This is a genomic window from Nocardioides sp. 503, assembly GCF_004522095.1.
Taxonomy (GTDB): Bacteria; Actinomycetota; Actinomycetes; order Propionibacteriales; family Nocardioidaceae; genus Nocardioides.
The window spans coordinates 287667-312573 of record NZ_SPUI01000003.1 but is presented as its reverse complement, the minus strand read 5'-3'; the positions used below and the strand labels follow the sequence as shown (position 1 = coordinate 312573).

General features: G+C 73.4%; 25 protein-coding genes. 16 read left to right on the top strand and 9 right to left on the bottom strand.

Translation table 11 applies throughout. The features are described from left to right. Positions 1-143 precede the first annotated feature (143 nt). Entirely contained in the window at positions 144-629 is a 486-nt protein-coding gene (locus E4622_RS08845; protein WP_134739844.1) for a CarD family transcriptional regulator, read from the top strand. A 76-nt stretch (positions 630-705) separates the two neighbouring features. Beyond that, the gene (locus tag E4622_RS08840) at positions 706-1278 is read left to right on the top strand and encodes a 2-C-methyl-D-erythritol 4-phosphate cytidylyltransferase (RefSeq protein ID WP_134739843.1); all 573 of its coding nucleotides are present in this window, start codon (positions 706-708) and stop codon (positions 1276-1278) included. Here E4622_RS08840 and E4622_RS08835 read toward each other — a convergent pair. Then, the gene (locus E4622_RS08835) at positions 1262-1942 is read right to left on the bottom strand and encodes a 2-C-methyl-D-erythritol 4-phosphate cytidylyltransferase (protein ID WP_134739842.1); all 681 of its coding nucleotides are present in this window, start codon (positions 1940-1942) and stop codon (positions 1262-1264) included. The genes E4622_RS08840 and E4622_RS08835 overlap by 17 nt on opposite strands. Positions 1943-2052: 110 nt before the next feature. On the opposite strand from E4622_RS08835, the gene nirD reads away from it, so the two are divergent. Then, entirely contained in the window at positions 2053-2415 is a 363-nt protein-coding gene (gene nirD, locus E4622_RS08830; protein ID WP_134739841.1) for a nitrite reductase small subunit NirD, read from the top strand. Between the two features lie 37 nt (positions 2416-2452). Here the strand turns inward: nirD and E4622_RS08825 are convergent, their stop codons facing one another. Beyond that, positions 2453-3838 (bottom strand): gluconate:H+ symporter, encoded by a 1386-nt coding sequence (locus E4622_RS08825; protein ID WP_134739840.1) that lies wholly within the window; start codon positions 3836-3838, stop codon positions 2453-2455. After that, positions 3838-4365, bottom strand: coding sequence for a gluconokinase (locus tag E4622_RS08820; RefSeq protein WP_245155959.1), 528 nt, complete (start codon positions 4363-4365; stop codon positions 3838-3840). The genes E4622_RS08825 and E4622_RS08820 overlap by 1 nt, the downstream gene beginning before the upstream one ends. A gap of 94 nt (positions 4366-4459) precedes the next feature. On the opposite strand from E4622_RS08820, the gene E4622_RS08815 reads away from it, so the two are divergent. Next, positions 4460-5170 carry an FCD domain-containing protein gene (locus E4622_RS08815; protein ID WP_134739839.1) on the top strand — a complete coding sequence of 237 codons (711 nt, stop codon included), beginning with the start codon at positions 4460-4462 and terminating at the stop codon, positions 5168-5170. A gap of 72 nt (positions 5171-5242) precedes the next feature. Here E4622_RS08815 and ispF read toward each other — a convergent pair whose 3' ends face one another. Beyond that, complete coding sequence (gene ispF, locus E4622_RS08810) at positions 5243-5719, bottom strand: 2-C-methyl-D-erythritol 2,4-cyclodiphosphate synthase (protein ID WP_134739838.1); 477 nt, start codon at positions 5717-5719, stop codon at positions 5243-5245. 32 nt (positions 5720-5751) lie between these two features. On the opposite strand from ispF, the gene E4622_RS08805 reads away from it, so the two are divergent. Next, positions 5752-7374 carry a molybdopterin-dependent oxidoreductase gene (locus E4622_RS08805; RefSeq protein WP_245155958.1) on the top strand — a complete coding sequence of 541 codons (1623 nt, stop codon included), beginning with the start codon at positions 5752-5754 and terminating at the stop codon, positions 7372-7374. Then, positions 7371-8108: an SDR family oxidoreductase gene (locus E4622_RS08800; RefSeq protein ID WP_134739837.1), complete on the top strand. Its 738-nt coding sequence runs from the start codon at positions 7371-7373 to the stop codon at positions 8106-8108. Before E4622_RS08805 ends, E4622_RS08800 begins: the two co-directional genes overlap by 4 nt. 119 nt (positions 8109-8227) lie before the next feature. Here the strand turns inward: E4622_RS08800 and E4622_RS08795 are convergent, their stop codons facing one another. Further along, a complete protein-coding gene (locus tag E4622_RS08795) occupies positions 8228-9517 on the bottom strand; it encodes a C39 family peptidase (protein WP_134739836.1) in 1290 nt (429 codons plus the stop codon). 102 nt (positions 9518-9619) lie between these two features. On the opposite strand from E4622_RS08795, the gene cysS reads away from it, so the two are divergent. The 7 genes from cysS (at position 9620) to E4622_RS08760 (ending at position 17624) form a co-directional block, all read left to right on the top strand. Further along, positions 9620-11014, top strand: a complete 1395-nt coding sequence (gene cysS, locus E4622_RS08790) for a cysteine--tRNA ligase (RefSeq protein ID WP_134739835.1) — start codon at positions 9620-9622, stop codon at positions 11012-11014. Next, positions 11014-11967: a 23S rRNA (guanosine(2251)-2'-O)-methyltransferase RlmB gene (rlmB, locus tag E4622_RS08785; RefSeq protein WP_134739834.1), complete on the top strand. Its 954-nt coding sequence runs from the start codon at positions 11014-11016 to the stop codon at positions 11965-11967. The genes cysS and rlmB overlap by 1 nt, the downstream gene beginning before the upstream one ends. Before the next feature lie 8 nt (positions 11968-11975). Further along, positions 11976-13523: a metallophosphoesterase gene (locus tag E4622_RS08780; protein ID WP_245155957.1), complete on the top strand. Its 1548-nt coding sequence runs from the start codon at positions 11976-11978 to the stop codon at positions 13521-13523. Positions 13524-13548: 25 nt separating this feature from the next. Further along, positions 13549-14178, top strand: a complete 630-nt coding sequence (locus E4622_RS08775; RefSeq protein WP_134739833.1) for a TetR family transcriptional regulator — start codon at positions 13549-13551, stop codon at positions 14176-14178. Between the two features lie 64 nt (positions 14179-14242). Continuing rightward, complete coding sequence (locus E4622_RS08770; protein ID WP_134739832.1) at positions 14243-15280, top strand: zinc-binding dehydrogenase; 1038 nt, start codon at positions 14243-14245, stop codon at positions 15278-15280. Next, positions 15277-16431 (top strand): sulfotransferase, encoded by a 1155-nt coding sequence (locus E4622_RS08765; protein WP_134739831.1) that lies wholly within the window; start codon positions 15277-15279, stop codon positions 16429-16431. Before E4622_RS08770 ends, E4622_RS08765 begins: the two co-directional genes overlap by 4 nt. A gap of 38 nt (positions 16432-16469) precedes the next feature. Further along, positions 16470-17624, top strand: a complete 1155-nt coding sequence (locus E4622_RS08760) for an acyl-CoA dehydrogenase family protein (protein ID WP_245155956.1) — start codon at positions 16470-16472, stop codon at positions 17622-17624. Between the two features lie 71 nt (positions 17625-17695). Here E4622_RS08760 and E4622_RS08755 read toward each other — a convergent pair whose 3' ends face one another. Genes E4622_RS08755 through soxR form a run of 3 tightly spaced genes read right to left on the bottom strand, consistent with a single transcriptional unit; the run spans position 17696 to position 21178 of the window. Then, positions 17696-18922, bottom strand: a complete 1227-nt coding sequence (locus E4622_RS08755) for a DUF4032 domain-containing protein (protein WP_134739830.1) — start codon at positions 18920-18922, stop codon at positions 17696-17698. 10 nt (positions 18923-18932) lie between these two features. After that, positions 18933-20765: a glycoside hydrolase family 13 protein gene (locus E4622_RS08750; RefSeq protein ID WP_134739829.1), complete on the bottom strand. Its 1833-nt coding sequence runs from the start codon at positions 20763-20765 to the stop codon at positions 18933-18935. Then, complete coding sequence (soxR, locus tag E4622_RS08745; RefSeq protein WP_348536980.1) at positions 20762-21178, bottom strand: redox-sensitive transcriptional activator SoxR; 417 nt, start codon at positions 21176-21178, stop codon at positions 20762-20764. The genes E4622_RS08750 and soxR overlap by 4 nt, the downstream gene beginning before the upstream one ends. Positions 21179-21299: 121 nt before the next feature. On the opposite strand from soxR, the gene E4622_RS08740 reads away from it, so the two are divergent. Then, positions 21300-22031 carry an SDR family oxidoreductase gene (locus E4622_RS08740; protein ID WP_134739827.1) on the top strand — a complete coding sequence of 244 codons (732 nt, stop codon included), beginning with the start codon at positions 21300-21302 and terminating at the stop codon, positions 22029-22031. Here E4622_RS08740 and E4622_RS08735 read toward each other — a convergent pair. Continuing rightward, complete coding sequence (locus E4622_RS08735; protein ID WP_134739826.1) at positions 22028-23254, bottom strand: MFS transporter; 1227 nt, start codon at positions 23252-23254, stop codon at positions 22028-22030. The two genes, E4622_RS08740 and E4622_RS08735, sit on opposite strands and share 4 nt — an antisense overlap. 82 nt (positions 23255-23336) lie before the next feature. Here E4622_RS08735 and E4622_RS08730 point away from each other — a divergent pair, with 82 nt between their 5' ends. Together E4622_RS08730 and E4622_RS08725 are read left to right on the top strand one after the other, a co-directional pair. Further along, the gene (locus E4622_RS08730) at positions 23337-23999 is read left to right on the top strand and encodes a thiamine pyrophosphate-dependent enzyme (protein ID WP_209021847.1); all 663 of its coding nucleotides are present in this window, start codon (positions 23337-23339) and stop codon (positions 23997-23999) included. Continuing rightward, positions 23996-24892, top strand: a complete 897-nt coding sequence (locus tag E4622_RS08725; RefSeq protein WP_134739824.1) for a transketolase — start codon at positions 23996-23998, stop codon at positions 24890-24892. Before E4622_RS08730 ends, E4622_RS08725 begins: the two co-directional genes overlap by 4 nt. Positions 24893-24907: the final 15 nt, after the last annotated feature.

The following is a 24907-nucleotide window of genomic DNA, read 5'->3' as shown; positions in this document are numbered from 1 at the left end:
CGTCGGAGGCGTAGACGGAGAGGGGCTCCACCACACGAAGTCGATTTCGTCAAGCCTGCGGCAGGCCTCTGACCTGCAGAAACGCCGAAAGTGTCGGCCCAGGGCCGTGTTAGAATGGACACCTAGGAAGGGGTTCATCACATATGACTTTCACCGTCGGCGAAACGGTTGTCTATCCAAATCACGGGGCCGCTGTCATCGAGGACATCGAGATGCGGACCATCAAGGGCGAGGACCGCGAGTACCTCGTCCTCCGGATCGTGGCCCAGCAGGACCTGGTCGTGCGCGTGCCCGCGTGCAACCTCGACCTGGTCGGTGTGCGTGACGTCGTCGACAAGGAGGGCCTGGACCGCGTGTTCGACGTCCTCCGTGCCGCCCACGTCGAGGAGCCGACCAACTGGTCGCGTCGCTACAAGGCCAACCTCGAGAAGCTGCACAGCGGCGACGTCATGAAGGTCGCCGAGGTCGTGCGCGACCTGTGGCGCCGCGAGCGTGACCGTGGCCTCTCGGCCGGCGAGAAGCGGATGCTGGCCAAGGCGCGCCAGATCCTGGTCTCCGAGCTGGCCCTGGCCGAGCACACCAACGAGGACAAGGCTGAGGCCATCCTCGACGAGGTCCTCGCCTCCTGAGCGACCGCTCCACCCGCTCCACCGAAGGCCCCCGGCTGCTGCCGGGGGCCTTCGTCCGTCCTAGGTTGGGAGCACCATGACGAGCAGCCCGTACGACGACGCGGACCCCCAGCCGACCCTCGGGACGGTGGTGGAGGAGGGCCGCGGGTCGCTGCCGTTCGCCCTCATCCACGGCGAGGCGCTCGTGACCTGCGCGGTGTGGGCGCTGGGCGAGGCCGGGGTGACGCCGGTCGACCTCGGCACCGAGTGGGCGGGGCTGGTCGACTCCGGCGAGCCCTTCGTCCTCCATGACAGCCTCTGCCCCATGACGCCCGCGTCCTTCATCGCCGCGTGCGTCTCCCGCTCGGCCGCGAGCGGCGCCGTCGTCGTGGGCGTGCGCCCCGTGACCGACACGGTCAAGGTCGTGGCCGACGGCTTCGTGGGCGAGACCGTCGACCGGGACGGCCTGCTCACCGTGTGCTCCCCGGTGGTCCTGCCGGCCACGGTGGTGGCGGCGCTCGACGGGCTGCCCAGCCTCGACTTCGCCGAGCTGGTGGCGGCGCTGGCCGCGCGCTTCCCGGTCGAGTACGCCGACGCGCCGGCCGCCGCGCGCCGGGTCTCCTCCGAGGACGACGTCGCCGTCCTGGCCGCGCTCACCGCGCCTGCGTGAGCTCCTCGGCGAGCGCGACGTCCTCGGGGAAGGTGATCTTGAGGTTGCGCGCGCTCCCGGCCACCGCGGCGACCGGCCATGCGCCGTACCTCGCGACACAGCTGGCCGTGTCGGTGCCCTGGAAGCCCTCGGCGGCGGCCTGCTCGTAGGCCGCCAGCAGCTCGGGGGCGCGGAAGGCCTGCGGGGTCTGCACCCCGGCGAGCGCCGTGCCGGGGTGTCGGCCGTCGCGCCCGAGGAGCCCCGCGAGCGGGACCACCGGGATCGCGCCGCCGTGCTCCCGCGCGGCGGCCAGGGCTGCCTCGAGGAGCGGCGCCCCGGCGAGCGGACGGGCGGCGTCGTGGATGGCGACCGCGTCGACCTCGCCGGAGCGGATGTCGTCGGCGAGGGCGCGCAGCGCGGCCCACTCGGAGTCGTGGCGCGTCTCGCCGCCGGTCACGAGGTGGACCTCCGCCGGCCCCAGGTGGGGGGCGAGCGCCTGCGCCACCTCGTCCTGCTCGCCGTCGCGCACGACCAGCACCACCCGCCGTACGTCGGTCACGGCGAGGGCGTCGGTGACCGACCAGGCGAGCACGGGGCGCCCGCGCAGGGGGAGCAGGACCTTGTTGACGCCCGCGCCGACGCGGGAGCCGGAGCCGGCGGCGAGGACGACGACGGCGGCAGGCACGGCCGGAGTCTACGAAGCCGCGGGCGCGGATTCATTTTCACGGCTGTTACACGGCGAAACAGGGGGCACACACGCGCGACCTAGGTTCCGAGTCACGAAAGGAGGTCGCGATGACCCCTCGCTCCCCTTACGCAGAGGAGTGGCAGCCGGTCTGCCGGGTGGCCGAGCTCGAGGTCGAGCGCGGCGTCACGGCGCTGGTGCACGGCCAGGCGATCGCGATCTTCCGGACGCAGGACGACCACGTCTACGCCCTCGGCAACCACGACCCGTTCGCCAAGGCCTCGGTCATCGCGCGCGGGATCGTGGGGACCCGTGACCAGGTCCCGTTCGTCGCCTCCCCGTCCCACAAGCACGCCTTCGACCTGCGCAGCGGCAAGTGCCTCGAGGACGCGCACGTCTCGGTGCCGGCGTACGACGTCAAGGTGGTCGACGGCGTCGTCCACATCGGCCACCGCAAGGTCGACGCGGCCTGAGGACGGGCGTCCCGGAACATGGATCTGGCTCGGCCGGCTAGATGACGATGTTGAGGAGCAGGACGAAGACCAGGCCGGTGACCGAGAGGATGGTCTCCATGGCCGACCAGGTCTTGATGGTCTGGCCGACGGAGATGCCGAAGTACTCCTTCACCAGCCAGAACCCCGCGTCGTTGACGTGGGAGAAGAAGACCGAGCCGGAGCCGACGGCGAGCACGACCAGCGAGGTCTCACCCTGGCTCAGGCCCTCGGCCAGGCCGACGACGAGCGCCGAGGCGGTGATGGTCGCGACCGTGGCGGAGCCGGTGGCCAGGCGGATCAGGACGGCGAGCAGCCAGGCGAGCAGAATGACCGAGACGTCGAAGTCCTGGGCCCAGTCGGCCAGCTTGGTGCCGATGCCGGTGTCGACGAGGACCTGCTTGAAGCCACCGCCCGCGCAGACGATGAGCAGGATGCCGGCGATCGGCGGCAGCGAGGACTCGATGGACTTGGCGACGGCCTCGCCGTCCATGCCGGCGCCCCGGCCGAAGGTGAAGATCGCGACGATGACGGCGATGAGCAGCGCGACGACCGGGGTGCCGATCACGTCCAGCACGCGCTGGAGGCCGTTCTCCTCGTCGTCGATGATGATGTCGGCGAGCGCCTTGCCCATCATCAGCATCACCGGCAGCAGGACGGTGAAGAGCGTGACGGGGAACGACGGCCGGCGGACGGCCTCCTCGGTCTCGCGAGCGTCGAAGCGGTCGGGGGCCGGGACGGGGACCCAGCGACCGGCGATCGGAGCGAACAGCGGTCCGGCGACGATGACGGTGGGCACGGCCACCAGGACGCCGAGGGCCAGGGTGGTGCCGAGGTCGGCGCCGAGCGCGTCGATCGCGACGAGCGGGCCGGGGTGCGGCGGCACCAGCCCGTGCATCGCCGACAGGCCGGCGAGGGCGGGGATGCCGACGGTGACGAGGGAGAGCTGCGCGCGGCGGGCGACCAGGTAGATCACCGGCATCAGCAGGACCAGGCCGATCTCGAAGAACATCGGCAGCCCGATGAGGGCCCCGACCGCGGCCATCGCCCACGGCAGGCTCCGCGTGCTGGCTCGGCCCACGATGGCGTCGACGATCTCGTCGGCGCCGCCGGAGTCGGCGAGGAGCTTGGCGAACATCGCGCCGAGCGCGATCAGGATGCCGACGCCGGCCGCGGTCGTGCCGAAGCCGGTGGTGAAGCTGGTGACGACGTCGGCCACGTCGACGCCGGCCACGATGCCGACCGCCAGCCCGCCGACGATCAGCGCCAGGAACGGGTGCACCTTGAGGAAGGTGATCAGCGCGACGATGAGCGCGATGCCGACGAGCGCGGAGAGCACCAGCCGCCCGCCTCCGGCGACCGGCTCGGTCAGCTCGGTCGCGGCCATGACGATGGTCGGGGACATCAGTTCTCCTCGGGGGTGGTCAGGTGGCGGGCGGCCTCGGCGACGATGTCGTCCACGGACTGGTCGACGTCGACCACGAAGCCGGACTCGTCGTCCTCGAGCGGCTCGAGCGTCGCGAACTGCGAGTCGAGCAGCGACGCCGGCATGAAGTGGCCGGGCCGGGTGGCCTGGCGCCGCGTGATGACGGCACGCTCGCCGTGCAGGTGCACGAACGTCGTGGCGGGGGCGTGGGCGCGCAGCTGGTCGCGGTAGGCGCGCTTGAGCGCGGAACAGGTCATCACCCCGCCCGCCTCGTGGGCGGCCAGCCACACGCCGATGGCCTCGAGCCAGGGGCGGCGGTCGTCGTCGTCGAGCGCGTGGCCGGCGGTCATCTTGGCGACGTTGGCCTCGGGGTGGAAGTCGTCGGCGTCGGCGAACGGCGCGCGCAGCCGCTGGGCCAGCGCGGCCCCGACGGTGCTCTTGCCCGACCCGGAGACCCCCATGACGACCACAGGGCCGGGGATGATGTGACCGTCGTCTCGTGACATGGCCCACAGCCTGCCCCAAATGATCTGATCATTGCAAGAGAACTGGATGTAAAGATCTGTTCTTTTTCCGGGGTCTGCCTGTCAGGATGACCCCGTGACCGCCTCCTCGCCCGGCCTGCACGGCAGCGTCCTGGACGCGCTCGGGCTGCGGCTGGTGACCGGGGACCTGGCGCCCGGTCGGGTGCTGACCCTGGAGGCGATCGCCCGCGAGCACGCCGTGTCGCGGCCGGTGGCGCGCGAGGCGATCCGGGTGCTGCAGTCGATGGGGATGGTCGCCTCGCGGCGCCGCGTGGGGGTCACCGTCCTGCCCCGGTCGGACTGGCACGTCTTCGACCCGCTGCTGATCCGGTGGCGCCTGGACAGCCCCGAGCGCAGCGCCCAGCTCCTGTCCCTCTCCGAGCTGCGCCGCGGCTTCGAGCCGGTCGCGGCCAGCCTCGCCGCGGAGCGCGCGACGGTGGAGCAGTGCGGGGTCCTCGCCTCGTCGGCCAGCGACATGCTCGTCCACGGGCGCACGGGGGACCTGGAGGCCTACCTGCAGGCCGACGTGGTCTTCCACCGCACCCTGCTCGCGGCCTCGGGCAACGAGATGCTGCGCTCGATGGCGGCCGTCGTCGCGGAGATCCTGGCCGGGCGCACGCACCACGGGCTGATGCCCAGCCGCCCCAACCCGCACGCGATCGCGCTGCACGACGCCGTCGCCCGCGCCGTCCGCGAGCGGGAGCCGGCCGCTGCCGAGGCCGCGATGCGCGAGATCATCGACGAGTCGGCGGTCGCGATGCGGGCCGAGCTGGGAGAGGGCCCCTAGTCGGCCGGCGGAGATCTCGACGGGCGCTCGTCGCCAGGGCTCCTCGCTGCTCGAGCACCGGTGCGTACGTCGCTAGGTGGTCAGCAGGAGGGCGGTGGCGATGGCGGCGACGCCCTCGCCGCGGCCGGTGAGGCCGAGGCCGTCGGTGGTCGTGGCGGAGACCGTCACCGGGGCCCCGAGGGCCACCGAAAGGGCGGCCTCGGCCTCGGCGCGGCGCGGGCCCAGCCGGGGGCGGTTGCCGATGACCTGCACGGCGACGTTGCCGACCTCGAAGCCGGCCTCGCGCACGCGCCGGGCGGTCTCGCCGAGGAGGGCCGCGCCCGAGGCGCCGGCCCAGGCCGGGTCGGCCGTGCCGAAGTTGGAGCCGAGGTCGCCCAGGCCCGCGGCGGAGAGGAGGGCGTCACAGGCGGCGTGGGCCGCGACGTCGGCGTCGGAGTGGCCCTCGAGCCCCTCGGGCTCGTCCGGCCAGGACAGCCCGGCGAGGTGCAGAGGCACGCCGGGGACGAGCCGGTGGACGTCCGTGCCGATGCCGATCCGGGGCTGCTTCACCCGAAGATGATGCCTGAGCCACAATCGAGGGTGTGAAGACGACTCGCTGGGCGTGGTCGCTGGCCGGGATCCTGGCCGGTGCGGCGGGGCTGTCGACGAGCTATCTCACGGCCAACGCGCTCTCGATCCGCGAGTCGCCGGTCGTGGCCGTGGCCGAGGACGTCATCCGGCTGACGCCCGGCGCCCTGGCCGAGGCGGCCATCGACGTGCTCGGGCACCGCGACAAGCCGGTCCTCGTCGCCGTCATCCTGCTGCTCAGCGTCGGCCTCTTCGCGCTCGTGGGCCGCCTGGCGCGGCGCTCCTCGTGGGCGCCGACACTGGTGCTGCTCGCGCTGGCCCTCGTGGCCGCCCTCGCCGTGCTCCTGCCGAAGGGCACGGCCAACGGCAGCGACGCGCTCCCGGTCGCCGTCGGCTTCGTCACCTGGCTGCTGGCCCTCTCGCTGCTCACCGCCCCCCTCCGTACGGCGGACGGTGCGGGCCCCGGGGCCGACGCGACGACCCCTGCCGACGCGACGACCCCCGCCGACGCGACGACTGCGGCCGAGGCGACCGGCTCGACGGACCGGGCCGGACAGGCCGGGCTGCCGGAGTCGTCGCGGCGCGGCTTCCTGGTGGGCGCGGCCGCCATGGCCGGCGCGGCCGCCGTCGTCGGCGTGCTGGGCCGCCTCGTCGGCGCCGGTCGCCGCGAGGTCGAGCGGATCCGCGGGCTGCTGCGGCTGCCCGGCGTGACCGCCCCCGACGTACCTCCCAGCGCCCTCCTCGGGACCGCCGACGTCACGCCGTGGCTGACCAGGGCCGACGACTTCTACCGGATCGACACCGCGATCTCGGTCCCGGTCATCGACCCCGCGGAGTGGCAGGTCCGCATCCACGGCCTGGTCGACCGCGAGGTCGTGGTGACCTTCGACGAGCTCAACGCCTTCGAGAAGACCGAGGCCTGGGTGACCCTCAACTGCGTCTCCAACGTCGTCGGCGGCAACCTCATCGGCAACGCGTGGTGGAGCGGCGTGCGGATCGCGACGCTGCTCGCCGAGGCCGGGGTGCGCCCGGGCGCGGACGCGGTGCTGCAGACCTCCGAGGACGGGTGGACCTGTGCCACGCCGATCGAGGCGCTCACCGACGACCGCGACGCGATGCTGGCCCTGGCCATGAACGGCAAGCCGCTGCCGATCGAGCACGGCTTCCCCGTGCGCTCGATCGTGCCCGGTCTCTACGGCTACGTCTCGGCCACCAAGTGGGTCGTCGACCTCGAGGTGACCCGGTTCGCCGACGTCCAGGCCTACTGGACGACCAAGGGCTGGGGCGAGCGCGGACCGGTGAAGATGTCGTCGCGCATCGACGTCCCGGGCTCCGGCGCGGAGCTCGAGCCGGGCGAGGTCGTGGTCGCCGGCGTGGCGTGGGCGCAGCACACCGGCATCGCGGGCGTGGAGGTCTCCGTCGACGGCGGCGCCTGGACGGCCGGCGAGATCGCCGACCCCGGGACCGTCGACACGTGGGTGCAGTGGCGGGCGGTGGTCGACCTGGAGCCCGGCGACCACGTGCTGCAGGTCCGGGCCACCGACAAGGACGGCCTCGTGCAGACCGGCGTCGAGCGCGACGTCCTCCCCGACGGCGCCACCGGCTGGCACGGCGTCGACGTGTCGGTCTCGGCGTGAGCGCCGACTTCGCCGACCGCCCCGGCGGCGCGCTCGTGGTCGGCGGCAGCGGCGGGCTGGGGCTGGCGATCGCCGCGATGCTGGCCGACAGGGGCGCGGCCGTCGGCGTCACCTACCGCACGCGCCGCCCCGCGGGCGACCACCCGGCGTACGAGCTGGACCTCGCCGACCTCTCCGCCGGCGCCGCGGTCGTCGACCGTGCCGTCGGGGATCTGGGTGGCCTGCACACCCTCGTGTACGCCGCCGGGCCGCACGTCCCCATGGTCCACCTGTCCACGGTCGCGCCGAGGGAGCTGGCTACGCAGCTCGCCACGGACGCCGCCGGCTTCTTCTCCGTCGTCCAGCCCGCGCTCCCGCACCTGCGCGCCAGCGCCGGCTCGGTGGTGGCCGTGACCACGGCGGCGACGTCGCGGTTCCCGGTGCGCGACGGGCTGTCGTCCGCGCCCAAGGCCGCCGTCGAGGCGATGGTGCGGGCGCTCGCCGCGGAGGAGGGGCGCTACGGCGTCCGGCTCAACTGCGTCGGCCCTGGCATGCTCACCGACGGCATGGCCGAACGGCTGATCTCCTCCGGCGAGCTCACGGACGAGGCGCTCGAGATCACCCGCCGCAACATCCCGCTGCGCCGCTTCGGCAACGCCGCCGACGTCGCCGAGGCCGTGTGCTTCCTGGCGTCGCACCGCGCCGGCTTCGTCACCGGCCAGAAGCTCGACGTCGACGGCGGCTACGGCGTCTGACGGCCCTGCGCGGCCAGCGGGTTTCGAGACGGTTGCTGCGCAACCTCCTCAACCTCCGGGGGCGGCCCGCTTGGTTTCGCGACGGGACTTCGTCCCTCCTCGACCCCCGAGGCGGGGGGTCACCAGTTGGTGTGGGCGGTGTCCGGGAGCGGGTGGGCGTCGTCGGTGATGACGTAGACGGTGCCGCCGGTGGTGGGGAGCCAGGCGTTCTCGAGCTGCCCGCGGTCATAGGTACGGAGCACGCCCGCTCGCGTCGAGGCGGCCGGGTCGTTGACGACGACGTCGCCGGACCTGGTGAAGCCGACGATCACCAGCAGGTGGCCCTCGGTGGAGGAGATCGGGGCACCGCTGAGCTCGCCGGGGCCGAACGCGACCGAGGCGACGAGCGGGATGCCGGCCGCGATGAACTGCTCCGCCTCCCGCAGCGAGCGCAGCTTGGTGACGAACGCGTGGCCGGTCAGGCCGGCGGCGTACGCGGTGTTGAACGGCCAGTTGCCGGTGCCGTCGTAGGCGTGGTCGTAGGTCATGCGGGCGGCGTGGTCGACCCACGGGTCGACGTGGTCGGAGGGCACGTAGGAGTAGCGCGCCGGCCGCGGCAGCTTGCGGTAGTAGCCGAGCACCATCGAGGTGGAGGTGGGCGAGCACCAGGCCTCGCCGCCGCTGCCCCACTGCGGGTAGTGGCCGCGGTGGATCATCTGGGAGTAGCGCGGGACGTCGAGCACCGTGCCGCGGGCGACGCCGGGCGTCGACTCGGCGACCTGGCCCGACGGCAGCCGCGAGGCCACGGCGCCGACGGTGTCGACGGTCGGGCTGGGCTTGCCGGGCAGGCGCATCAGCGAGACGCGCAGCTGGTAGGAGGTCAGGCCGGCGGCGGCGTTGCTGCGCCACGTGTCGACCGAGACCCGGGCCAGGTCGTCCTTCTGGCCCGAGACGGTCTGGCGCTTGGTGTAGGCGTCGCCGGAGGTCCAGCGGCCGAGCACGTCGTAGCTCGAGGTCGCGCCGGCCTTGGTGCGCCCGCGCACCTCGATCTCGACCCAGCTGTTGCCGGGCGTCGTGGCCTCCCACGAGGCGATGAGCTCCGTCAGCCCGAACCTGGTCGCGCTCCACGGCGAGACCCAGCGGCCGACCTGGTAGCTGCGCCCCGCATACGTACGGCGTGCGGCCGCGGTCGGTGTGACGGCCAGGCGGCCGCCCTTGATGACGCGAGCGCCCTTCGCGGTGCCGGCGCGCAGCTGCGGCCCGGTGTCCCACTCGGTGTAGGCGATGGAGCGCGGCGTGGTCGTGGCAGCCGACGAGGCGGTCGAGGACGACGAGGCGGCACCGGCGGACGGCACGAGCGGCGCGCAGAGGGCCGCGGTCAGGCCGGCGGCGGCGGTGGTGGCGAGCAGGGCGGGGAAGGGGAGGCGCACCCGCCCACGATAGGTCACATCCGTCACTCCTGTCACAGGTGAGGCGGTCGTCACCGCACGCTCGATGCTGACCTCGGGACGCGGGGCTCCTAGACTCGGCAGGTGACGTTCCGGCTCTATGACACCGCGACCCGCGAGGTCCGTGACTTCGTCCCCCTCGAGGAGGGGAAGGCGGGTCTCTACCTGTGCGGGCTCACGGTGCAGAGCGAGCCGCACGTCGGACACGTCCGCTCCGGGGTCGTCTTCGACGTCCTGCAGCGCTGGCTGCGCCACCGCGGGCTCGACGTGACGTTCATCCGCAACGTCACCGACATCGACGACAAGATCCTCACCAAGGCCGCCGAGCAGGGCCGCCCCTGGTACAACCTCGCCTACGCCATGCACCGCGAGCTCGACCGCGCCTACGCCGCGCTCAACGTCGCGCCGCCGACCTACGAGCCCGGCGCCACCGGCCACGTGCCGGAGATGGTCGAGCTGATCGGGGAGCTGATCGCCAAGGGCCACGCCTACGCCGCGGAGGACGGCTCCGGCGACGTCTACTTCGACGTGCGGTCGTGGCCGTCCTACGGCGAGCTCACCCGCCAGGGCATCGACGACATGGAGGCCGCCTCCGACGCCGACCCCCGGGGCAAGCGCGACCCGCGCGACTTCGCCCTGTGGAAGGGCTGGAAGAAGGACACGGAGCCGGCGACCGCGGCCTGGCCGTCCCCGTGGGGACCCGGCCGCCCCGGGTGGCACATCGAGTGCTCCGCGATGGCCGGCAAGTACCTCGGCCCGGCCTTCGACATCCACGGCGGCGGCGTCGACCTGCGCTTCCCCCACCACGAGAACGAGCAGGCCCAGTCCCGCGCGGCCGGCCGCCCCTTCGCGTCGTACTGGATGCACAACGCCTGGATCACCACCGCCGGCGAGAAGATGAGCAAGTCGCTGGGCAACTCGCTCACGATCCCGGCCGTGCTGGAGAGCTACCGCGGCATCGAGCTGCGCTTCTACCTCCTGATGGCCCACTACCGCTCCCACGTCGAGTTCAGCTTCGAGGCGCTCGACGAGGCCGCCGCCGGCTTCCGCCGCATCGAGGGCTTCCTCGACCGCGCGCCCGCCGGCGAGCAGGGCGACCTGCCCGAGGCGTTCGTGACCGCGATGGACGACGACCTCGGCACTCCGGCGGCCGTGGCGGTCCTCTACGACACCGTGCGCGAGGGCAACCGACTGCTGGCGACGGGCGACGACGTCTCGGCCCAGGTGGCCGACGTCCTCGCCATGCTCGACGTGCTCGGGCTGCACCCCGCCGACCCGGCGTGGGGCGGCTCCGGCGACGACGCGCGGCTGACGCAGCTGTCGGGCGCGGTCGACGCGCTGGTCGCCGGGCTCCTCGAGCAGCGTGCCCAGGCCCGGGCCGACAAGGACTTCGCGCGCGCGGACGCCATCCGCGACCAGATCAAGGCAGCGGGGATCGAGATCGAGGACACCCCTGCCGGAGCAAGGTGGACGTGGTAATGCCAGGGAACAGCAGCCGCAAGGGCGCCATCCGCAAGACCAGCAAGAAGCCGACCGCCGGGTCCGGCGGGCGGGTCAAGCGCGGCCTCGAGGGCCGCGGCCCGACGCCGAAGGCCAAGGAGCGCGAGTACCACAAGGCCTACAAGGCCGAGAAGACCAAGAGCGCCGGCGGTCGCACGGGCAGCGGCGCGAGCAAGCAGCGCCGCAAGACCACTGAGGCCGAGTGGATGGCCGGGCGCAACTCCGTCGTCGAGGCGCTGCGCGAGAACGTCCCCGTCACGGCCGTCTACGTCGCCGAGGGCGCCGAGCGCGACGGCCGGCTGCGCGAGGTCTTCGCGATCTGCGCGGACCGGGGCCTCAACCTCCTCGAGGTCAGCAAGGGCGAGCTGGACCGCATGACCAGCGGCGCGGTCCACCAGGGCCTCGCCGCACGCATCCCCACCTACGAGTACGCCCACCCCGACGACCTGCTCGAGCTGGCCGCGGCCAACCACGAGCCGGCGCTCATCGTGGCGCTCGACTCGGTGACCGACCCGCGCAACCTCGGGGCGGTCATCCGCAGCGCGGCCGGGTTCGGCGCACACGGCGTCGTCATCCCCGAGCGGCGCGCTGCCGGCATGACCGCGTCGGCGTGGAAGTCCAGCGCCGGTGCGGCCGCGCGCATCCCCGTCGCGCAGACGGTCAACCTGGTCCGCCAGCTCAAGGCGTTCCAGGACGCCGGGTGCATGGTGGTCGGGCTCGCCGCCGACGGCGACGTCTCGCTGCCCGACCTCGACCTGGCCGACGGACCGCTCGTGCTCGTGGTCGGCTCCGAGGGCGACGGGCTCTCGCGGCTCGTGAGCGAGACCTGCGACCAGCTCCTGTCGATCCCGATGGCCAACAACGTGGAGTCCCTCAACGCCGGGGTGGCCGCGTCGGTGGCCCTCTACGCGATCGCCCAGGCGCGGACCTGACCGAGCCGGTGACGGTCGAGACGCCGCAGCCGCGCCCGCGGATCCGGCGTACGGCGGTGCGCGGGGCGCTCGCGCTGGCCTACGCCGCCGCGTGGGGCGCGCTCGCGCTGGTCGCGATCGCGGTGCTGTTCCTGACGAGCAGCCGCACCGTCACGCTGGCCAGCCACGACGCGGTGATCCGGCCGGACCTGAGCGGCCGGGTGGTGCTGCACACCGGCCCGGTGCTGCCGGACCTCCGGGTCGACTCGGGCTACCCCGTGGGTGCCGACATCACCCTCGGCAAGACCGAGGCGCCCTCCACCGAGGCGTTGGTCGAGCGCTACGCGCTGCTGGCCAGCCAGCCCGACGGCGTGGCCGCCAAGGTCGGCGACGCGCTGCGCGAGATGCTCGTCGACGCCGTGCTGCGCGGGGCGATCATCGGCCTGGTGCCGGTCCTGGTCTTCGCCCTCGTCGGCAGTGCCCGGCGCCGCGAGCTGCTGCGGCTGGCGGCGACCCGGCAGGGCGCGCTGGCGGGCCTGATCGCGGCCCTCATGGTCGTGGGACTCTGGGAGCCCTGGGACGCCGACGAGGAGAGCGTCGCCGCCGAGCGCGACTGGGTCTCGCTGGCGGACTTCCTCGGCCCGACGGTCGCGGTGCCCGACGAGGCCGCCCGGGTGGAGGTGCGCGGCGACGTGACCACCTCCCAGACCCGTCGGCTCATCGAGAGCGCGGTCGACACCTACGCCCGCAGCCAGGACTTCTACGCGCAGGCCGCCGAGGACGCAGCCGGCCTCGAGCTGCGCGAGCCCGAGGACGGTGAGACCGTCGTGACGCTGGTCTCCGACCGTCACGACAACATCGGCATGGACGCCGTGGCGCGCGCCGTCGGCGACGCGGGCGGCGCCACCGCGGTCTTCGACGCGGGCGACGACACCTCGACGGGCAAGACCTGGGAGGCGTTCTCCCTCGACTCGCTCACGGCCGCCTTCGACGACCTCGACGAGCGCTGGGCGGTCACCGGCAACCACGACAACGGCACCTTCGTCGGCGACTACCTCGACGGTCAGGGCTGGACGGTCCTCGAGGGCGAGCCCGTCGACGGACCCGGCGGCAGCCGGCTGCTCGGCGTCGCCGACCCCCGCTCCAGCGGCCTGGGCACGTGGCGCGACGAGACCGGGCTCAGCTTCTCCGAGGTCGGCGACCGGCTGGCCGACGCCGCCTGCGCGGCCGACGAGGACGGCGAGCGGGTGACCACCCTGCTCGTGCACGACGCCGACCTCGGCGCGGAGGCGCTCGCGCGCGGATGCACCGACCTCGTGCTGGGCGGCCACGTGCACACCCAGGAGGGCCCGACGGCGGTCACGGCGGAGGACGGCGCCGTCGGCTACACGTTCACGACCGGCACGACCGGCGGGGCGGCGTACGCCATCGCGATCGGCAGCAAGCTGCGCCGCGCCGCGCAGGTGACGCTGGTGACCTACGACGACGGACGGCCGGTCGGGCTGCAGCCGGTGATCCTGCAGACCAACGGCCGTTTCGACGTCGGAGAATTCTTGTCCTTGGATGACAGCGGCTGACACCGTAAGGCTCTACGCTGCGGGGATGGTCACCACCCGGCAGCGACTCGTGGAGGCGGCGACGAAGGGCTTCGCCGACCAGGGCATCCAGTCGGCCTCGCTCGTCGAGATCACCCGACAGGCGGGTCAGCGCAACCGCGGCGCCGTCCACTACCACTTCGGCGGCCGCGACGGGCTCCTCGTCGCGGTGCTGGAGCAGCACAACGCCTTCCTCCAGGAGCGCGAGCTGGAGCTCCTCCGTCAGGCGCGCGAGCGTTCCGACGACGACGTGGCGTCGGTCGTGGAGGCCGTCGTCCGGCCCGCGGTCGAGCTGGCCGAGCAGGGGCCGAGCGGCGCCAGCTACCTGGTGATCATCGCCGAGCTCGCCGAGCAGGACCCCTCGAGCTACAGCCCCGAGGTCGAGGCCGCGCTGGCCGGGAGCGGCGGCTACGAGGTCTTCCGCACCCTGCACGAGCGACTGCCGGACCTCGACGACGAGCTGCGCTCGGAGCGCTTCGCCCTGATGACGGCGTTCGTGCTCGGCACGGTCGCGCGCCGGGTGCGCTCGCTCGCCGGCGACGAGAACCACCGCCACCAGATGCCGACCGACCGGTTCGTCGCCAACCTGGTGCAGATGGCGTCCGCGATGCTGACCGCACCGACCGTTGACGCGTAGTACCACCTCTCAGTAGGTTCCGACCGGTCCCCGACATCGTCGTCGGGGCCGGGGGAGGGTCGCCATGCGCGCAGTCCGCGTCGTCCGTCACGCGTCACCGAGTGACGCCATCGAGGTCCAGGACGTGGCCGTCCCGGAGCCGGGGCCGGGTGAGGTGCGCGTCGACGTGGCGGCGGCCTCCCTCAACTTCGGCGACATCGCGCGCTGTCGCGGCGGGGTCGCGGCGGTGATGGCCGAGCCGCCGTTCACCCTCGGCATGGACGTCGCCGGCGTGGTCGAGGCCGCGGGCGCGGGCATGGAGGAGTGGCTCGGACGACGCGTGGTCGGGATCTGCCCGCAGTCGCTGGGCGGGCTCGCCGAGAGGGCCCTCGCCGGCAGCTTCTTCGAGGCGCCGCCCTCGCTGGACGACGTGTCGGCCGCGGCGTTCACGCTGCCCTTCCACGTCTCCTACCTCGCCCTGCACGAGCGGGCCGGGCTCCGGGCCGGCGAGACCGTGGTGGTCCGCGGCGGGGCCAGTGCCGTGGGGACCGCCGCCATCCAGCTGGCGGTCGCCGCGGGCGCCCGCGTGCTGGCGGTCGCCGGCGGGGCCGACAAGGGCCGGCTGTGCCTCGAGCTCGGCGCGGCCCGGGCGATCGACCAGGAGACCGAGAGCGTCTTCGACGTCGTCATGGACGAGACCGGCGAGCGCGGCGCCGACGTGATCTTCGACCCCGTGGGGGGCGAGCAGACCGAGACGATGTGGACCTGCGGTGCGCTGGGGGGCCGCTACCTCGCCGTCGGCTTCAACGACGACCCGGAGTCCGGGCTGACCGGCCGGGCGCTGCGCAAGCTGTCCATGGCCAACATGACCGCCATGGGCGTGATCCTGGCCTACCTCGAGGTGCCGCGCGCGTTCCGCCAGTTCGGGGTCAACCCGTTCCCGCCCGCCACCGGCGCCCGGGTCCACGCGGCGCTGCTGGAGCTCGTCGCGGAGGGCCGGGTGCGGCCGGTCGTCGGGCGCACGGTCGGCCTCGACGGCGTCGCGGAGGCCCTCGAGGCCCACGCCGCCCGCCGTACGACGGGGCGCACGGTCGCCGACCTCACGACGGGAGCACGCGCATGAACAGCGAGGAGCTGCTGGCCCAGGCCAGCGCGGCCACGGGGCTCGACGACTTCGGCGACCCGGCGTTCCGCGAGGGGCTGGACCACTACGTCGCCGCGCTGGACGGCGAGGCGCAGCTCAACGACCTCGGTGGCGTGGCGCTCGGGCCCGCGGTGGTGGCGGCGCTGACCAACCGGCTCAAGGTCGTCGACTGGGCCACCCGCCACCCCGAGGTGCTCGACGAGCGGATCGAGGCGCCGGTCGTGGTGATCGGCATGTTCCGCGCCGGCACGACGTTCCTCTCCAACCTGCTCGACCGCGACCCGGCCAACCGCGCCCTCCTCGCGTGGGAGTCGGGCGACTCGGTGCCGCCGCCGGCGCCCGACGAGCGGCGCAGCGGCCCGCGCGTCGACGCCGCGCAGGGCGGTGTCGACATGCTCGAGATGCTCAACCCCGAGATCAGCAAGATCCACCACGAGGGGGCCGCCGACGCCACCGAGTGCATCGCGGTGATGGGCCAGGCCTTCCAGAGCATCTCGTGGGAGGCGATCGCCAACGTCCCGTCGTACGGCGCGTGGTGGCGCGCCGCGGACGACGCGCCGGCCTACGCCTACCACCGCATGGTGCTGCAGGTGCTGCAGAGCGGCGGGGTGCGCGGGCGCTGGACGCTCAAGAGCCCGCACCACGCGCTCGCCCTGGACGCGCTCGTCGACACCTACCCCGACGCGCGGCTGGTGCTGCTGCACCGCGACCCGGTCGTGCTCACCGGCTCGGTGTGCAGCCTGATCTCGACGATGTCGAGCACGTTCTCCGACGCCGACCACCGCGACTACATCGCCGCCCACTGGACCGACACGTTGGCGGAGTCGGTCGCGCGCATCGACGACTTCCGGGCCCGTCGCCCCGAGCACCCGATCCTCGACGTCCACTACGCCGACCTCGCGCGCGACCCCGTCGCCACCGTCGGGTCGCTCTACGCCTCGCTCGGGCTCGAGCCCGGCGCCGGCGCCTTCGACGCGATGGCCGCGTCGGTCGCGGACCGGCCGCGCGGCGCCTTCGGGACCCACGCCTACGACGTCGCGCAGTTCGGCCTCGACGAGGGGGAGCTGCGCGAGCGGTTCGCGGGCTACTCCGAGCGCTACGGCGTCGAGCCCGAGGCCGTCACCGGCTGACGACCGACCGGTCAGGGGGCGGTCATAGGGTGGGAGGCGTGCCGACCACCGTGGACCGACTGCTGCCCGACGAGGACGCCGAGGCACTGCTCGCGCTGACCCGTGACATCGCCGCGCGCGAGCTCGCGCCGCAGGTGGACGCGATGGAGGAGCGCGCGGAGTTCCCCGCCGACGCCTACCGCCTGCTGGGACGCTCGGGACTGCTCAGCCTGCCGTTCGCCGAGGACGTCGGCGGCGGCGCCCAGCCCTACGAGGTCTACCTCCAGGTGATCGAGGAGATCGCCACCGCGTGGCCGAGCGTGGGCGTCGGCGCGAGCGTGCACTCCCTGACGGCCACGGTCGTCTCGACCAACGCCTCCGACGAGCAGTGCGCGACCTGGCTGCCGCGGATGCTCGGCGGCGACTGGCTGGGCGCCTACTGCCTCTCGGAGCCCCAGGCCGGCTCCGACGTCAGCGGCATCCGGACCAAGGCCGTGCTCGACCCCGCCACCGACGAGTACGTCGTGACCGGCACCAAGCAGTGGATCAGCAACGGCTCGTGCGCCGACTACTACATCCTGTTCGCCCGCACCGGCGAGGACCCCAAGCGCGGGCTGTCCGCGTTCATCGTCCCGGCCGACACCGAGGGCATGAGCTTCGGCGCCCCCGAGAAGAAGCTCGGGCTGGCGTGCGACGTGACCACGCAAGTGCTCTTCGACGGCGCCCGGATCCCGGCCGCCCAGCGCATCGGCGACGAGGGCGCCGGCATGCGGGTGGCGCTCTCGGCGCTGGACGCCGGCCGGCTCGGCATCGCCGCCGTCGCCACCGGCATCGCGCAGGCCGCGCTCGCCCACGCCGTGGCCTACGCCGGCGAGCGCGAGCAGTTCGGCCGCGCCGTCGGGGAGTTCCAGGGGATGCAGTTCCTGCTGGCCGACATGGCCGCGGACGTCGAGCGCGCGCGTGCGACGTACCTCCACGCGGCGCGGCTCAAGGACGCCGGCCGCCCCTTCTCCCGCCAGGCCAGCATCGCCAAGCTCACCGCCAGCGACGCCGCCATGCGGGTCACCACCGACGCCATCCAGGTCCTCGGCGGCAACGGCTACACCCGCGACTACCCCGTCGAGCGCCTCTTCCGCGACGCCAAGGTCACCCAGATCTTCGAGGGCACCAACCAGATCCAGCGCATGGTGATCGGCCGCGACCTCCTCCGCTGAGCTGCACGGTCGGGATAGTCCCTAACGAATTCGTGGTCCCCGGGGCCGCCGGGCCACGAATTTGTTAGGGACTACCCCGACGAGTCGCCGCCGGACGACACCTCCACCACCTCGTCGGGGCGGTGGGGGAGGACGTGCTCGATGTAGTCGCGGGCGGTGTCGAAGATGCCGACCTCGTGGCCGGCCTGCTCGGAGAGGTACCAGCGGTGGACGAGCACCTCGTGGAAGAACTCCGCCGGCGGGAGCTTGCCGCGGTGCTCGGCGGGGATCATCGCGACCAGCGGCTCCCAGGTCTTGGTGAGCCAGCGGTTGGCGACCAGGGTGCGGTCCTCGCGGCCCAGGTCGTAGTGGGCGGTGAAGGAGGCGATGTCGTTGAGCAGCCGGCGGGCCTGGCCGTCCTCGACGTTGAGGCCGGTGAGGGCCTGGAGCTCGCGGCGGTGGTGGCCGAGCTCGACGACCTTGGGCTGGATGCGGACCTGGTCGCCGCCGATGTCGGTGACGATGTCGAGCTCGTCGACGTCGAAGCCGAGGTCGTTGAGCCGCTCGATGCGCTGCTCGATGCGCCACATCTCCTCGGCGGAGAACTCCTCGACGTCGGTGAGCTCGGCCCACAGGTCGGCGTAGCGCTCCCGGATCGAGTGCGCGATCTCGAGCGCCTCGGCATGCTCGTCGAGGGAGCCGCTGGCCTGGAGGTCGAGCAGCTCGGCGAAGACGTTCTCGGTGGCGATGGTGAGGTCGTAGTCGCGCATCTGCTCCGACAGGCTGCCGCGCAGCTCGCCGGTCTCGGCGTCCACGAGGTACGCCGCGAAGCCGCCGGCGTTGCGGCGGAACAGCACGTTGGACAGCGACACGTCGCCCCAGAAGAAGCTCTCGAGGTGCAGGCGGACCAGGAGCACGACGAGGGCGTCCATCAGGGACGGGACGTTGTCGGCGGTGAGCCCGTGCGCGAACAGGCTGCGGTAGGGCAGCGAGAACTGCAGGTGCTCGGTCAGCAGCGCCGCCGGGAGCTCCTCGCCCTGCTCGTCGACGCGGCCGGTCACGACGCCCTGGGGCAGGACGGCCGGCAGGCCGAGCCGGTTGAGGTCGCGCAGGAGGTGGTACTCCTTGAACGCGATGTCCGCGACGGTCTCCTTGATCGCGTAGGTGCGCGTGCCGAGCCGCACGATGCGCACGACGTGGCGCGAGAGGCCGCGCGGCAGCGGCACGACGTACTCGTCGTCCCACTCCTCCAGGCACGTCGCCCAGGGCAGGCGCAGGAGGGCCGGGTCGGGCCGGTTCGCCACGATGTGGAGCGCCATGGCGCTCACCCTAGACCCGCCAGACGGTCAGTCCCGGGTGGTCGGAGGAGTGCGGACCCACGGGCTCGGCCTCCGTCGAGACGAGCGGCTCGCGGAGGGTGACCAGGTCGGCCGGGAGGTCGACCGCCGGGCCCGGCGCGCGGCGGGCGCAGACCAGCACCGACCCGGCCGGGTGCTCGCGCAGGTACATCAGGCAGTCGTCGTCGACGTGCGCCCAGCGCAGGCTCCCGCGGCGCAGCGCGACGTGCTCGGCGCGGGCCGCTGCTAGCGAGGAGTACGTCGCCAGCGTGGTGTGGTCCCAGGTCTCGGGGCGGTGCCAGGGCATCGGGCGGCGTGAGTCCTCCCCGGCGATCCCCTCGAGCCCGAGCTCGTCGCCGGCGAAGACCATCGGCACGCCCGGGAGCGTGAACTGCAGCCCGGCCGCGACCCGGTGCAGCGCCGGGTCGCCGGTCACGGTGCGGATCCGGGCGCTGTCGTGGGAGCCCAGCACGTTCCACGACGCGCTGGTGGCGCGCCAGCCGTAGCGGGCCTGCCACTCGCGCAGCGCCCGCTGGGCGGAGCCGCCGCCGCGCCGGGGCGCCGGCACCGGCCGGCCGAAGGCGCGGGCCGGGGAGGCGGGGTCGCGCAGCCACGACCAGACCGGCCAGGCGAAGCCGGAGTAGTTCATGGTGCCGTGCCAGCCGGCGCCGTCGAGGTCGCCCGAGGCGTCGTGGTTGTGCTCGCCGATGACCAGCCCGTCGGGCAGGCCCTCGGCGACCGTGCGCCGTACGTCGTGGGCGACGTCGTGGTTGACGTCGATCGCGCCCAGCCGGCCGGTCATGTTGGCGACGTCGATGCGCCACCCGTCGACGTCGAACGGCGGGCGCAGCCAGCGGGCGACCACGCTGTCGGGTCCGGCCACCATCGCGCGCCGCACCCCGGCGTCGGCGTGGTTGAGCTTGGGCAGGCTCTGCCAGCCCATCCAGCACTCGTAGGTGCCGTCGGGCGCGAAGTGGTACCAGGTGCGGCGGTCCGACTCCGGGTCGGCGGCGGCGTCCAGGAACCACTCGTGCGTGTCGCCGGTGTGGTTGGTGGTGAGGTCGCCCAGGATCCGCCAGCCGCGGTCGTGGACGGCCGCGCTGAGCCGGGCGTAGGCCTCGTCGCCGCCGAGCAGCGGGTCGACGCCGTCGAAGGTGGAGGCGTTGTAGCGGTGGTTGCTCTCCCCGGGGAAGACCGGCGTCGTGTAGAGGATCGTCGCGCCCACCTGCGCCAGGTGGTCGAGGTGCTCGACCACGCCGTCCAGGTCGCCGCCGTAGAGCTGCACCGCCGTGCGCGGGTCGTCGAGCTCGAAGACGACCTCGTCGTCCCACGCGGCGGGCAGCGCCCAGTCGGGGGTGGGGCGGCCGTCGGCCGCGCCCGAGCGGGCGAAGCGGTCCGGGAAGACCTGGTAGACGACGCCGTCGCGGCCCCAGTCGGGCGCCGGCTCGTGCCAGGTGACGGTGAAGTCGAAGGCGTCCGGCCCGTCGTGCTCGACGATCCCGGCGGCCGTCAGCCAGCGCTGACGAGGGGCGGTCGCCTCGTCCTGCGCGTCGTCGGCGAGCAGGAAGCGGTAGTGGGTCACCGGGTTGTGCACCGGGAGCTCCGCCGACCACCAGACGGTGCTGCCGTCCGCCGGGTCGGGCGCCTCGCGCCGGCACTCGTGGAAGACCGGCTCGGCGTCGTACGTCGTGCGCACCCAGGCCGCGGCGACGGGGTCGTCGACGTGCGTGCGCATGCGCACCGTGACGGTGCCGTCGGGTGTGGGGCGGTCATCAGGCAGGTAGAGGGGGGAGCCGTCGTGGTGCGGCTCGTGCAGGAGGCTCATGGCTCGAGGAACACCGCCCCGGTGCCGCGGGCGGCCGCGGCGTCGCCGGGGTTGGTGAGCGCGCAGCTCCGAAGGCTCAGGCAGCCGCAGCCGATGCAGCCGTCGAGCCGCTCGCGCAGCAGCTCGATGCGGCGGATCTGCTCGTCGAGGCGCGGCCGCCAGGCCTTGCTGAGCCGGTGCCAGTCGGACTTCGTGGGAGCCCGGCGGTCCGGCAGGGTCGCGAGCGCCTCGGCGATCTCGTCGAGCGACAGCCCGACGCGCTGGGCGGTGCGGATGAACGCCACCCGCCGCAGCTCGGCCTGCGGGTAGCGCCGCTGGTTGCCCGTCGTGCGCCGCGAGTGCACCAGCCCCCGCGACTCGTAGAAGCGGATCGCGCTCGTCGCCACGCCCGACCTCTCCGCCAGTTGTCCCACCGTCAGCTCCACTCCGTCAGCCTGCCGGTACCTCAAGCGAACTTCAACATGCGCGGTCCGCCGAGCAGGACCCGGTCCGCAAACCTAGAACACGTTCTAGTCCGCTGGTACGCTCCGCGCCATGAGCCAGACCCCCGCCCCGAGCCCGCGCGTCGTCGTCATCACCGGGGCCGCGTCCGGCATCGGGTTCGCGACGGCCGAGCTCTTCCGCGACCTGGGCGACGTGGTCTTCGGCCTCGACATCCAGGCGACCGTGCCCGACGGCGTGACCTACGTCGAGTGCAACGTCGGCGACCGGGCGTCCGTGGACGCGGCCATCGCGACCTGCGCGGCGGGCGGGCGGATCGACGTGCTGGCCAACGTCGCGGGCATCGTGCAGTTCGGGCGGTTCGAGCAGATCTCCGACGCCGAGTGGGACCGCGTGCACGCGGTCGACCTCAAGGGCCCGTTCATGCTGATGCAGGCGGCCCTGCCGCACCTCAAGGCCAGCCGCGGCAACATCGTCAACGTCTCCTCGGTGGCCGGCAACGTTCCCCAGCCCTACGCCGCGGCGTACGCCGCCGCCAAGGGCGGGCTCACCATGCTGACCAGGTCGCTGGCGCTCGAGCTCTCGCCGCACCGGGTGCGGGTGAACGCGGTCTGCCCCGGCACCGTCGACACCCCGATCGTGTCCCACGTGGCCAGCATCTTCCCGGAGGACCTCGACGCCCGCGTCGCCGACCGCCTGATGATGCTGCTGCCCGGGCGCGCGATCACGCCGGCCGAGCTCGGCTCCGCGATCGTCTACCTCGCCTCGAAGGAGGCGCGGATGATCACCGGGAGCGTGCTCGCCTTCGACGGCGGCATGAGCTAGGCGGTGCGCCGACGCTCGTCCAGCTCGTCCTCGATGTAGGCCGGGCGCGAGACCGACAACCCCACTGCCACCAGCGGGACCGTCAGCACGGTGAGCGCGACCAGCGGCACGGTCCACCCGCCGCTGACGTCGTGGAGCAGCCCGACGCCGAACGGTCCGAGCGCCGCCAGCAGGTAGCCCGTCGACTGCGTGAAGCCGGACAGGGCCGCGGTGCCCGCGGGGGTGCGGGAGCGCAGCCCGATCTGGGTCAGGATCAGCGGGAACGTCGTGGTGCCGATCCCGACCAGGACCGCCCACAGGTAGGCGCCCTCGTACGGCGCCAGGATCATGCCGAGGTAGCCGACGGGGTAGCACGACAGGATCGCCCACACGAGCGGCCGCTGGTCGGGCATCCGGGCGGCGAGCGTGGGGATCACGAACGACAGCGGGATGCTGACACCGGTGACGACGCCGAGCAGGATGCCGGCCTGCGTCGCGGAGTAGCCGGAGTCGCGGAAGATCGCGGCGAACCAGCCGAAGATCGCGTAGGCCTGGAGCGACTGGATCCCGAAGAACAGCGCCATGCCGAGGCCCAGTCGGGTGCGGGCGACGGCGAGGAGGCTGATCGGGGCGTGGCCGGCGCGGTCGGGGTCGCCCTGCGGCCGGTCGTGGCGGATGAGCGCGAGCCAGGGGAGCGCGGCGATGGCGGCCGTGAACGCCCAGGTCGCCAGGCCGTCGCGCCAGCCGCCGGTCGCCTCGCTGATCGGCACCGTCGTGACCGAGGCCAGGGTCAGGCCGATGGCGAGCGCGGTGGAGTAGATCGACGTCATCAGCCCGGTGTGGTCGGGGAAGTGCGCCTTGATCAGCGACGGCAGCAGCACGTTGGCCGTCGCCATGCCGGCCAGGGCCAGCAGGGACAGCGCCAGGAATGGCAGGACGTTCTCCATTCGGGCGCGGAAGAACAGGCCGACGACGACGCTCAGCAGCGCCAGCAGCGTGAGCCGGTGGCTGCCGACCGCGCGGGCGAAGCGCGGCGCCAGCCCGCCGAAGAGCGCGAACGCCAGCACCGGCAGCGAGGTGAGGACCCCGGCCTCCGTGCCGGACATCGAGAGTCCGTCGCGGATCTCGTCCAGGACCGGGCCCACGCTCACGGCGGCGGGGCGCAGGTTGAAGGCCAGCACCACGATGCCGACCAGGACCAGGATCCGCGCGGCGCGGCTCTCAGGGGCGGGCGCGTCGGTCACCGGAGGAGTCTGTCAAAGGTCGGGCGGCTCCGGGGGGCGGGGTCTTGACTTCAAGTCGACTTGAAGCTCGAGCATGGTCGGCATGAGCACCACGACCAGCCTCATGAGCCTGATGACGGGCGACGAGAAGCACTCGGCGGCCGCCACCTCCACCCTCGACGTCCTGCGCGTCCTCTACGAGCGGGTGCTCGACGTGTCGCCCGAGCGCGTGGCCGACGCCGACCGCGACCGCTTCTATCTCTCCAAGGGCCACGGCCCGATGGCCTACTACGCCGTGCTCGCCGAGCGTGGCTTCTTCCCCGAGTCGTGGTTGGCGGGCTGGGGCGGCTACGACTCCCCGCTGGGGCACCACCCGGACCGCAACCTCGTGCCCGGAGTCGAGATCTCCTCCGGCTCGCTCGGCCACGGGCTGCCGCTGGCCGTCGGTACGGCGCTCGGGCTGCGCGCCCAGGGCATCGGCTCGCGGGTCGTCGTCCTCGTCGGCGACGCCGAGCTGGACGAGGGCTCGAACCACGAGGCCCTCGAGCTCGCGGCCGCGCTGGAGCTCGACGCGCTCACGGTCGTGGTCGTCGACAACCGCTCGGCGTCGTACGCCGTCGAGGGGCGGATCGAGCAGCGCTTCCGCACCGAGGGCTGGCACGCCGTCACCGTGGACGGCCGCGACCACGACCTGCTGGAGAAGGCGCTCGCGCACCGCGCGGTCGGTTGTCCGAGCGTCGTCGTGGCCGAGGTGGGCCGGCGATGAGGGACGCACGCCGCCAGCTCGCGGCCACCGCGGCCGACCTGGTGGAGTCCGACGACTCCGTCGCGCTGGTCTACGCCGAGATCTCCGGGCAGTACCTCCGCGAGGTCGAGGCGCGCCACCCCGACCGGGTGGTCAACGTCGGCATCCGCGAGCAGCTGCTCGTCAACGTCGGCGCCGGGTTGGCGCTGACGGGGCTGCGCCCGATCGTGCACACCTTCGGGTCGTTCCTGGTGGAGCGCGCCTTCGAACAGGTCAAGCTGGGCTTCGCCCACCAGGACGTCGGCGGTGTGCTGGTCGGGGCCGGTGGGTCCTTCGACATGTCCGGCGCCGGCCGCACCCACCAGTCGCCCGGGGACGTCGCGCTGCTCGACACGCTGCCCGGGATCTCCCTGCACGCCCCTGGCAACGCCGTCGAGACCGACATGGTGCTGCGCTCGGCCGTGGCCGGCTCGGGGCTGCACTACGTGCGGGTCGTGGGCCAGGCCAACGCCTGCGCGTTCGCGGTGACGCCGGGGACCTTCCACGTCGTACGCCGTGGCGCCGGGGCGACCGTCGTCGCGATCGGCCCGGTGCTGGACGCGGTGGTGGCGGCCACGGCGGGGCGCGACGTCACCGTGCTCTACACCAGCACGGTGCGCCCTTTCGACGCCTGCGGGCTGCGCGCCGCGCTCGGGAGCCCCGACGTGGTGCTCGTCGAGCCCTGGCTGGCCGGCACGTCGGCCCGCCACGTCGCCGACGCCCTGCGCGACGTGCCCCACCGCCTGCTCGCCCTCGGCGTCGACCGCGCCGAGCACCGCCGCTACGGCACCCCCGAGCAGCACGTCGCCGCCCACGGCCTCGACGCCGCCGGCATCGCGCGCTCGCTCGAGGAGTTCCTCCGCCCGGCCGCGTGAGGCGCGGCGCGGGTG